The organism is Salinicola sp. V024, from assembly GCF_052645315.1.
Genome location: NZ_JBQXYB010000001.1, coordinates 769,019 through 778,627, shown reverse-complemented (window position 1 = coordinate 778,627; position 9,609 = coordinate 769,019). Strand labels below are relative to the sequence as shown.

At 60.1% G+C, this 9,609-nt stretch carries 8 protein-coding genes; 1 reads left to right on the top strand and 7 read right to left on the bottom strand.

Annotation, left to right across the window (positions count from 1 at the left end):
* Positions 1-318: 318 nt before the first annotated feature.
* Complete coding sequence (locus ACUN9V_RS03550) at positions 319-1,266, top strand: AEC family transporter (RefSeq protein ID WP_075561691.1); 948 nt, start codon at positions 319-321, stop codon at positions 1,264-1,266.
* A 155-nt stretch (positions 1,267-1,421) separates the two neighbouring features.
* On the opposite strand, the gene ACUN9V_RS03545 is transcribed toward ACUN9V_RS03550, so the two are convergent.
* The 7 genes from ACUN9V_RS03545 to ACUN9V_RS03515 all read right to left on the bottom strand — a co-directional run bounded on the left by ACUN9V_RS03545 (position 1,422) and on the right by ACUN9V_RS03515 (position 9,508).
* Positions 1,422-2,999 carry an aldehyde dehydrogenase (NADP(+)) gene (locus tag ACUN9V_RS03545; RefSeq protein ID WP_445510348.1) on the bottom strand — a complete coding sequence of 526 codons (1,578 nt, stop codon included), beginning with the start codon at positions 2,997-2,999 and terminating at the stop codon, positions 1,422-1,424.
* 257 nt (positions 3,000-3,256) lie between these two features.
* Positions 3,257-4,000 (bottom strand): FadR/GntR family transcriptional regulator, encoded by a 744-nt coding sequence (locus ACUN9V_RS03540; RefSeq protein ID WP_110693759.1) that lies wholly within the window; start codon positions 3,998-4,000, stop codon positions 3,257-3,259.
* Between the two features lie 116 nt (positions 4,001-4,116).
* Positions 4,117-4,926 (bottom strand): NAD-dependent epimerase/dehydratase family protein, encoded by an 810-nt coding sequence (locus ACUN9V_RS03535; RefSeq protein WP_445510347.1) that lies wholly within the window; start codon positions 4,924-4,926, stop codon positions 4,117-4,119.
* A gap of 64 nt (positions 4,927-4,990) precedes the next feature.
* The gene (locus ACUN9V_RS03530; protein ID WP_445510346.1) at positions 4,991-6,271 is read right to left on the bottom strand and encodes a TRAP transporter large permease; all 1,281 of its coding nucleotides are present in this window, start codon (positions 6,269-6,271) and stop codon (positions 4,991-4,993) included.
* Between the two features lie 4 nt (positions 6,272-6,275).
* Positions 6,276-6,797, bottom strand: coding sequence for a TRAP transporter small permease (locus tag ACUN9V_RS03525; RefSeq protein WP_445510345.1), 522 nt, complete (start codon positions 6,795-6,797; stop codon positions 6,276-6,278).
* 75 nt (positions 6,798-6,872) lie between these two features.
* Positions 6,873-7,874 carry a TRAP transporter substrate-binding protein gene (locus ACUN9V_RS03520; RefSeq protein WP_445510344.1) on the bottom strand — a complete coding sequence of 334 codons (1,002 nt, stop codon included), beginning with the start codon at positions 7,872-7,874 and terminating at the stop codon, positions 6,873-6,875.
* A 305-nt stretch (positions 7,875-8,179) separates the two neighbouring features.
* Positions 8,180-9,508, bottom strand: coding sequence for an enolase C-terminal domain-like protein (locus ACUN9V_RS03515; protein WP_445510343.1), 1,329 nt, complete (start codon positions 9,506-9,508; stop codon positions 8,180-8,182).
* Positions 9,509-9,609 lie beyond the last annotated feature (101 nt).

Sequence of the window (9,609 nt, the reverse complement as noted above, 5' to 3'; positions counted from 1 at the left end):
ACCATGACCTACAGCATGGATCTGCCTGAGCCCGAGAAGAACTTCGGCGTCGATCTATCAACCTTCTGGCGGGACTAAGCACTTGGAGGGGCTGGCAGGCACCTTCAACCAGATAATCCGGATACCCTAAAAAATTAACGACTTCCGTCGAACGTCATTGCCGGGGTAGTGACGCTCCACCCGACTTCAACCAAGGATTGTACTGTGTCTCGCAAAGGAACCCATCGTGATACCCGTCTGCGTAACCGATTATTCTGGGCCGTGCTGGTCGCGGCACTGATCATCGGCTTCTGGCTAGTGCGCGGCGGAGACTGATTCATGGGGCTGCTCGCGGCTTTCACCCACACCCTGGAAATCACGCTCCCGGTATTTCTGATGGTGTTCCTCGGCCTGGGGCTCAAGCGACTCGGCTGGATCGACTCGCACTTCATCACTACCGCATCGATGCTGGTGTTCAAGGTCACCATGCCGGCGCTGCTATTTCTGAGCATCGTCAAGGCCGACCTCAGCCGCGCCCTGCAGCCGGAGCTGATCGGCTACTTCATCGGCTACACCGTCATCAGTTTTCTACTGGCCTGGGCCTGGGCAGTCTGGCGACACCCGCGTGTCGAGCGCGGTATCTTCACTCAGGGCGCGTTTCGCGCCAACAACGGCATCGTCGGCCTCGCCCTGGCCGCCGGCCAGTACGGTGATTACGGACTCTCCGTCGGCGGCGTGCTGGCCGGCGCGGTCATCGTCATCTACAACGTCCTCTCAGTGTTCATCCTGTCGCTTTACAGCGATGACGTGGCCACGGATTTCCGCAGCCTGGTCAAGAACCTGGCCAGAAATCCGCTGATCCTGAGCGTCGTATTCGCGATTCCGGTGGCACTATCGGGCCTCGAGCTGCCCGGCTGGATCATGACGTCGGGTGGCTATCTCGCCGGCATGTCACTGCCGTTGGGACTGATCTGCATCGGCGGCACGCTCTCGATCAGCGCGTTCAAGCGCAGCAGCACCATCGCCCTGGACGCCAGCCTGTGGAAGCTGGTGTGGGTTCCGCTGTTCGGGGTGCTCGGTGCCCTCGCCGTGGGCATTCAGGGGCCGGCGCTGGGGATTCTTTTCCTCTACCTGGGTTGCCCCGGCGCCGCAGCCAGCTTCGTCATGGCCAAGGCGTTCAAGAGCAACGACAAACTGGCGGCCAACATCATCGTCATCACCACGTTCGCCTCGATGTTCACCCTGAGCCTGGGGCTGTTCGTGCTGAAGTGGCTAGGATTGACATAGGGCTTTGAAAGAGGGCTTTGAAAGAGGGCTTTGAGATAGCGATTGATACCGCAATAACGGCCACCGCTGCCGGACGAGCATGGCCGTAAAAAAAAGGGCCGCTCTCTCGAGCGGCCCTTGTCGTTTCGTCGTTGCCTGGAATCCGGCGATCGAGATCAGCCTTCGCGCTCGCCATCGAGCAGGCGGCTCAGCTTCAACGGATTGCCGTCGCGAATGGCTTCCGGCAGCAGCGCCTCGGGCAGATCCTGATAGCAGACCGGCCGTAGAAAGCGAAAGATCGCCGCCGTGCCGACCGATGTCGACCGAGCGTCGGAGGTCGCCGGAAACGGGCCACCATGAACCATCGCATGACTCACCTCGACACCGGTCGGCCAGCCGTTGGCCATCACCCGACCGGCCTTACGCTCGAGCGTCGACAGCAAGGTCCTAGCTGCGTCGATGTCCGCGTCGTCCATCTGCAATGTCGCCGTCAACTGGCCTTCCAGCGCCTCGGCAACGCGCTTGGCCTCGGCCGAATCTCGGCAGGCGACGATCAGCGAGGAGGCCCCGAAGATCTCGGCCTGCAGCGCCTCATCGGCGATCAGATCTTCGCCGGTCGCCATGAAGAGACCGCTCTGGCACTGATAGGCACCTTCGCCGATCCGGCCGCGCGCCAATTCACGCACCTTGGCATTGGCAGCCAGCGCCGAAACGCCGCGGCCGTAGGCCTCGTGAATGCCGGGCGTGAGCATCGTCTGGGCGGTGCTGTTTCTGACGGCCTCCGCCGCCGCCTCGACGAACGCGTCGAGATCCGGCCCCTCGATGGCGATCACCAGGCCCGGATTGGTGCAGAACTGGCCGGCGCCCATGTTGAGTGAGCCGACGAACGACTCGGCCAATGCCTTGCCGCGCGCCTTCAACGCCGCCGGCAGCAGGAAAACCGGATTGATGCTGCTCATCTCGGCGTAGAACGGAATCGGCTCCGGGCGACTCTGGGCGATCTCCAGCAGCGCCAATCCGCCCTTGCGCGATCCGGTAAACCCACCCGCCTTGATGCGCGGATCGGCAATCAGCGCCTGGCCGACTTCGAAGCTCGAATCGTGCAGCATCGAGAAGACTCCTTCCGGCAGGCCGCACTTGTTGACCGCCGCCTGCACGGCACGCCCGACCAGCTCGCAGGTGCCGGGGTGCGCCGGATGCGCCTTGACCACCACCGGGCAGCCCGCGGCCAGCGCCGATGCGGTATCACCACCGGCAACGGAGAACGCCAGCGGAAAGTTGCTGGCACCGAAGACGGCTACCGGACCCAGCGCGACATGACGCTGGCGCAGATCGACCCGCGGCATCGGTTGGCGATCCGGCAGCGCCGGGTCGATGCGGACATCGAGCCATTCGCCGGCCCGCACGGTCTTGGCGAATAGACGCAGCTGGCCGCAGGTGCGGCCGCGCTCGCCTTGGATACGGCCCTGAGGCAGACCGGACTCGGCCACGGCCTGTTCGATCAACGCATCGCCGATCGCCTCGATTTCATCGGCGATCGTCTCGAGAAACGTGGCGCGATCCTCGAGCGACGATTCGCGGTAGCTGTCGAATGCCGACCAGGCCAGTTCGCAGGCTCGTGCCACGTCTTCAGGCGTGCCGCCGAAGAACTCGGTCGGCAGACGTTCGCCGGTGGCCGGGTTGATCGCCACGATCGGATCGCGACTGCCTTTGACGGTTTGCTGTCCAATCAGTAGTTCACCGGTCAGATTCACGTTACCTCCTAGCAGAATACTCGAATGAAGCATTGATGAAGCGAGAGCACGCTTGGGCGAGGGTTGCTGGAACATGACAATGCTCGATTCCAGCGATGCCGAACGTGGCGACGAAGACTGTGATGATGCCGCGAATGCGCAAAATCGGGTGTCGAGAGGCTTGCAGCAACAGGACACCGCCACCCCGAAGAATGGCAGTGCAATCCAACGGCACTTCGATCATGTCGGTTCGAATGATCATACTAACCGGCGCAGCCTTACGCTTGCGGCCTGTCCTGGTACACAGCGTAGTTGTCATACGCCCGCTGAAGATGGCGATACATGGCATCACGGGCGGTTTCCGCCTCGCCGGTGACTATCGCCTGGAGAATATCGGCGTGCTCACGAGCGACCCTTTCAAGATAGTAAGATACGGCTTCGGGGTCGAGCTCTACCGATAACAGCTTGGTGCGGGGGATGGCGCCTTCATTGAGCTGATCGTACAGCGAGACGAAGAACGGATTGTGGGTGGCTTCGACGATGGCCCGGTGAAAGACGTAGTCTTCATGACGCGCCTGACTACCCGAATCGCAGGCGGCCAGAAACTGTTCATGAGCCGCCTGCATCGCTGCCACGTTTTCCGGCGTGCGTCGTTCGGCAGCCAGCGACGCGGCCTGGGAATCCAGCGTCATGCGCAGTTCCAGCACGTGCAGAATATCTTCCACCGTGTTGGCGCTGATGCGCCTGGCCGGGAATTGATGCTCCGGGGCAGAACGCAGAACGCGCGTGCCGATACCCCGACGCGTTTCGACCAGCCCCATCGACTTGAGATGGGCAATCGCCTCGCGCACTGCGGTCCGGCTGACGCCGAACATGTCGCACAGTTGGCTCTCGGTCGGCAACTTGTCCCCCACCGCGATGCGACCCTGAGTGATCAGAGCCTCCAACTGCCGGGCAATCTGGCGCGAAAGACTCTCCTGAGAGGAGATGCGCTTGATCTCCCAAGCTTGGGTCTGCTCCATCGTGCTGCCTACCTTATTGAATGTCTTGTCCGACACGGGATCTGTGATCGCCCTGCGCGGTCATTGCGGTAAAACGTTCGAGACAGCATACCAGTTTGATCCATCCAGGCACGGGATCACGTTTCGTCGTCGGGATGCCCCAGGGTCACGAACTTGCCGCCCTGATAGATGACAGCCAGGTCATTCGGATCCTGCGGGGACACTGCCGCTTCGGCCTCGACTTCGGCTCGCCACGGCGCCGAGCTCTCCTGCGGCGCCCAGCCCAGAAACTGGGCATGACGGTTGTCCCACCATTGCTCGTCGTTGTCGGAGACGCCGTAGATCACGGTGTACCCCAGCTTGGGTGCCGTGAACGCACGCTCGAGTAGCGCGACGAAGTCCTCCACGCCCAGCCAGGTTGCCAGCATGCGGGTATCCTTGGGCTTGGGAAAGCAGGAGCCGATGCGCACGCTAAGCGTCTCGATCGCGAATTTATCGAAGTAGAGACTCGCCAGATCCTCGCCGAAGCACTTGGAGACGCCATAGAGCGAATCCGGCCGACGCGGTACCTGGGTATCGATTCTTGTCGTGCGCGGATAGTAGCCGATGGTGTGGTTCGAGCTGGCGAACACGATCCGGGGTTTGCCCTGCTTGCGCGCCGCTTCATAGAGATTGTAGGCCCCGATGATGTTGGCCTGCAGAATGCCTTCCCACGGCTTCTCCACCGAGATGCCACCAAGGTGAACGATACCGTCGCAGCCGCTGACGAGTTTTTCCACCGCCGACGCGTCGGCCAGATCGCAGCTGACGATCTCCTCGTGCGTCTCGGCATCGTTGATCGCCTCGATGTCAGACAGGCGAACTTGATGGGCCAGCTTCGAGAGATACGGACGGATAGCCTGCCCCACGCCACCGGCGGCGCCGGTCACCAATAATCGATTCAGCATGTTTGGGTCTTCTCCTGATTGAGTGAGATGTCGAATGATCCAAAGGCCGGAGTGCCTTACCGAATCACTGCAGCAACTCGGGCAAGGTCAGCGAGATGGCCGGCACGTAGGTGACCAGCATCAACACCACGAACAACGCCAGATAGAACGGCCAGATGGTCTTCACTGTCTGTTCGATCTTGATGCCGCCGATCGCGCTACCGACGAACAGACACCCACCAACCGGCGGCGTGCACAGCCCGATGCCCAGATTCATCATCATCAGAATGCCGAACTGGATCGGGTCCATGCCGAACTGCTGCGCCACCGGCAGGAAGATCGGCGTGCAGATCAGAATCAGCGGCGCCATGTCCATGATCATGCCCAGCGCCAATAGCAGCAGATTGAGCATCAGCAACACGACAATGGGATTGTCGGAGAACGAGGTCAGCGCATTGGCCAGCATTTCCGGCACGTTATACAGCGCCAGCAGATACGAAAACGCCGAGGCACAGCCGACCAGAATCATCACCAGCGCGGTTGTCTTGACCGCCTGATAGACCGCCTTCTTGAACGAAGCCCAGCGAAGCTCGCGATAGACGAATCCGGTGACGACGATGGCATAGATAGCGCCGAACGCGCCGGATTCGGTCACCGTGAGGATCCCGGACAGTACACCCCCGACGATGATCACCGCGGTCAACAGCCCCGGCAAGGACGCGATAAAGCTGATCAACAGCGCGTACCACCCCGGGAAGGGTTCGCCCCCGTAGCCGCGTTTGACCGCTACCAGGTAGGCCGCCACCGCCAACGCCAGACACATCAGAATACCGGGGACGATACCCGCGACGAAAAGCTGGGTGACCGAAATGCCGCCACCGGCTGCCACTGCGTAGAGAATCATGTTGTGGCTGGGCGGAATCACGACGCCGGCAATGGAAGACGTCACCGTCACGTTGACTGCGTAGTCGGTGTCGTAGCCTTTCTCCTTCATCACCGGAATCAGGATCGAGCCCAACGCAGACGTGTCGGCGACCGCGGATCCGGAGATGCCGCCGAACAGCATCGAAGAGGTCACGTTGACCATCCCCAGACCGCCGCGGACACGCCCGACGGCTGCCGAGGCGAAGCGGACCAGACGTGTCGAGATGCCGCCGTGCAACATCAGCTCGCCGGCAAAGATGAAAAACGGAATCGCCAGCAACGAGAACACCGAAATGCCGGAAACGATTCGCTGGAATCCCACGAATAGCGGCAATCCCTCGTAGAGGAACGTCACGATCGAAGCCAGACCCACCGCAAACGCGATCGGTGCGCCTACGATCAGCCCGAGAAGAAAGACGCCGAAAAGAATGGCTAGTCCCATGATGTCAGCTCCCTGCCCGGCCGGTGCGCGTGATGCGTTGAATGAGATTGGCGCAGGTGAAGATCACCAGAAGCACGCCACAAGCGACCAGAGGCGCAGCACGCCAGCTCTCGGAAAGCCCGATCATCGGGATCGGTCGACCTGAATTGCTCAGCATCATCAGCCACCCCTGCCAAGCCATGAACCCTCCGAAAAGCAGCACGAACCCGTCGGAAATGGCATGCATGATCACGCGCGGAATTCTGGGCGCGCCCTCGCGCAGAAAGTCGATACTCAGGTGGGAGTTGAACCGGACGCCGGCGCCTGCACCCAGGCAAGTGATGTAGACCACAATCAACAGCGAGGATTGCTCTATCCAGGTCGGCGTGTCATTGAGTACGTAACGACCAAACACCAGCCATCCGAAGGAAAAAATCAAGAACACTAGTAATACGCCTGCAACGATCAGACACAAACGCGCCAGACCGTCCAGCAACCTGTCTGGCAACGCATCGGAATTGGCAGACGAATTCGGGATGTTATCCACGATGGGTTTCCCTGATTGATGTCGGAGACAAACAACGGACCCCCGAAGATCGAGGGTCCGTCACGATTGAAGGGTTTACTGGGTATTGCGAATGTCGTCGATCAGCGATTCGAGGTCGGGGTGCTTCTTGATGAATGCCTGATAGATCGGCTCCATGCGCTTCTGGAATGCTGCCTTGTCCTCTACCTCGTTGACCTTGACGCCAGCCGCCTCGACCTTCTCGCGGCTCTCCTTCGCCCCTTTCTCCCACAGTTCCCGCTGCTCTTTGGCCGCATTTTCCGCCGCCGTACGCACGATGGATTGATCCTCGTCAGACAGCTCTTCCCAGCTGGATTTTGCGACACACAGGCACTCGGGGATGATCAGGTGACCGGTCTCGGAGTAGTACTTGGCAACCTCGTAATGGTTGCTGGATTCGAATGATGGGAAATTGTTCTCGGCACCGTCGATGACGCCGGTCTTGAGCGATTGAAACACCTCGCCGTAGGACATCGGCGTGGCGTTGCCGCCCAGCGCATCGACCATGTCCACGTAGAGGTCATTGTTCATGACGCGTAGCTTGAGCCCTTTCACGTCATCCGGTTCATTGATGGCATGATCGGTATTGTAAAAACTACGAGCACCGGAGCCGAACCACGACAGCGCAATCAGATCCTTTTTCGCCAGGGCATCCGCAAAACGCTGGCCGATCTTTCCATCCATCACGCGATACATCTGGTCGACGCTATTGAACAGAAACGGCAGAGACAACACATCGGTTTCGGGCACGATGGGCCCCATCGGTCCCATATTGAAATTACCGAAATCCAGAGCGCCGCTACGGGCCTGATCGATGGCATCGGGCTGATCACCCAGTACCGCATTGTTGTAGATGCGGGGATTGATTCGTCCGTCGGTATTCTTGGAAACTTCCTCGTCGAACGATTTCAATGCCACAGAGTTGGGATAGCCGTCAGGATGCACGTTCCACCCCCGCCAATCTTCCGCGTGCGCAGGAAGGGCCGCGACGGATAACGCCCCGGCGACGGCTACAGCAGGTAAGGAAGCAGAAATATTGTTCCAGAAACGTTGTGTCATCATATGACTCCCTCGCTTGATTCAAGCGAATTGTGATTATCGAAACGTAGGATGCCATACATCATACTTGCCCAATATTAGACTTTGGAATTGACGGCCAAGCCGTCGGGCATCAAAGCATGATGAGTATTAGTTTTTTCTTTAAATTATCTTAAAAACAACGAAATAGCGCCAACACCAACCGGCCTTTACCGACGCCGCAAGCTGACGTCGGCCTACCCTGAAACGCGCTCGACGAGTATAGGACAGCATCCCGAGATGCTGTCCTAACGTATCGATATTGGGCCATGACTCCCTGAGCGGTTTTAACGCACCAGCGCCGGGCGCTTGGGATCGAACGACCAACCGTCGATCAGGTACTGCATGGCCATCGCGTCGTTACGGCTTCGCACATCCAGCGTTTTATAAAGCGCGTGTGCTTGCGTCACCTGGGCCATGTCGAGCTTGATCCCCAGCCCCGGCGCTTTCGGAACGCTCAGCTTGCCGCCGCGGATCTGATAAGGCTCTTCGGTCAGGCGCTGACCGTCCTGCCAGATCCAGTGGGTATCGATGGCCGTGATGTTACCGGGGCACGCCGCCGCCACGTGCGTCATCATCGCCAGCGAGACGTCGAAGTGATTGTTGGAGTGCGAGCCCCAGGTCATCCCCCACTCGTCACACAGCTCACCGACCATCACCGCACCCTGCATGGTCCAGAAATGACAGTCCGCCAGCGGGATATCGACGGCGTTGAGCGCCACCGCGTACTGCAGCTGCTTGAAATCGGTGGCGATCATGTTGGTTGCCGTCGGCAGCCCGGTCCGCTTCTTGAACTCGGCCATCACCTCACGCCCGGACCAGCTCTCTTCCTGGCCACAGGGATCCTCGGCATAGCTGAGAAGATGCTTGATCGGATCGAGAATCCTGACCGCCTCGTCGAGTTTCCACGCCCCATTGGGGTCCAGCGTCAACCGGGCCTCGGGGAAGGCGTCGTGTAGTGCTCGAATGCAATCGGCCTCCTCTTCGCCGCGCAGTACACCTCCCTTGAGCTTGAAGTCCTTGAAGCCATAGCGTTCATAGGTCGCCTTGGCCAGGTTGGCTACCGAATCCGGGGTCAGCGCTTCCCGGCAACGAACCTCATCCCAGGCGTCGACCGGGTCTCGAGGCTTGTGATACGGCAGGTCGGTCTTGTCGGGATCCCCCAGCAGGAACAGATAGCCCAACGCCTCGACCTCGTCGCGCTGGCGACCGAAGCGACCCAGCAGATCGGCGACCGGCTGCCCCAGCGTCTGACCGTAAAGATCGAACAGGGCCGATTCGATGGCAGTCAACACGTGGACGGCGACGCGCAGATCGAAGGTCTGACGGCCCCGCTCCTCGCGGCCGTTACCGGCCAGCAGCAATCGCGAGCGATTGAGCGTCTGCTTGACCTCGTTGACTCTCGAGCCTTCGACCAGCGAACGACACTGTTCCAGGCCTTTGAGAATACCTTCGCTGGACGGAATCTCGCCGACGCCCTGGTTGCCGGCATCGTCTTCGAGAATCAGCAGACAGCGAATGAACCAGGGCGCATGCCCGCCGCTCAGGTTGAGCAGGAAGCTGTCGTAGCCGGCCACCGGCATTACCGTCATCCTGGTCACTTTGGGGAAACTCATATCGCACTCCTCGTACAACAAACTGTCGGAAATTACCCAACTGATTCCGTAAAAAGTTGCCGAGCGATGGTCAGACAAAGCAAAAATCGACTCGAAAGACG

Excerpts from the sequence above, each read along its gene's own strand:
- ACUN9V_RS03550 (WP_075561691.1), top strand. The coding sequence starts at position 319 with ATGGGGCTGCTCGCGGCTTTCACCCACACCCTGGAAATCACGCTCCCG.
- ACUN9V_RS03540 (WP_110693759.1), bottom strand. The coding sequence starts at position 4,000 with ATGGAGCAGACCCAAGCTTGGGAGATCAAGCGCATCTCCTCTCAGGAG.
- ACUN9V_RS03535 (WP_445510347.1), bottom strand. The coding sequence starts at position 4,926 with ATGCTGAATCGATTATTGGTGACCGGCGCCGCCGGTGGCGTGGGGCAG.
- ACUN9V_RS03530 (WP_445510346.1), bottom strand. The coding sequence starts at position 6,271 with ATGGGACTAGCCATTCTTTTCGGCGTCTTTCTTCTCGGGCTGATCGTA.
- ACUN9V_RS03520 (WP_445510344.1), bottom strand. The coding sequence starts at position 7,874 with ATGACACAACGTTTCTGGAACAATATTTCTGCTTCCTTACCTGCTGTA.
- ACUN9V_RS03515 (WP_445510343.1), bottom strand. The coding sequence starts at position 9,508 with ATGAGTTTCCCCAAAGTGACCAGGATGACGGTAATGCCGGTGGCCGGC.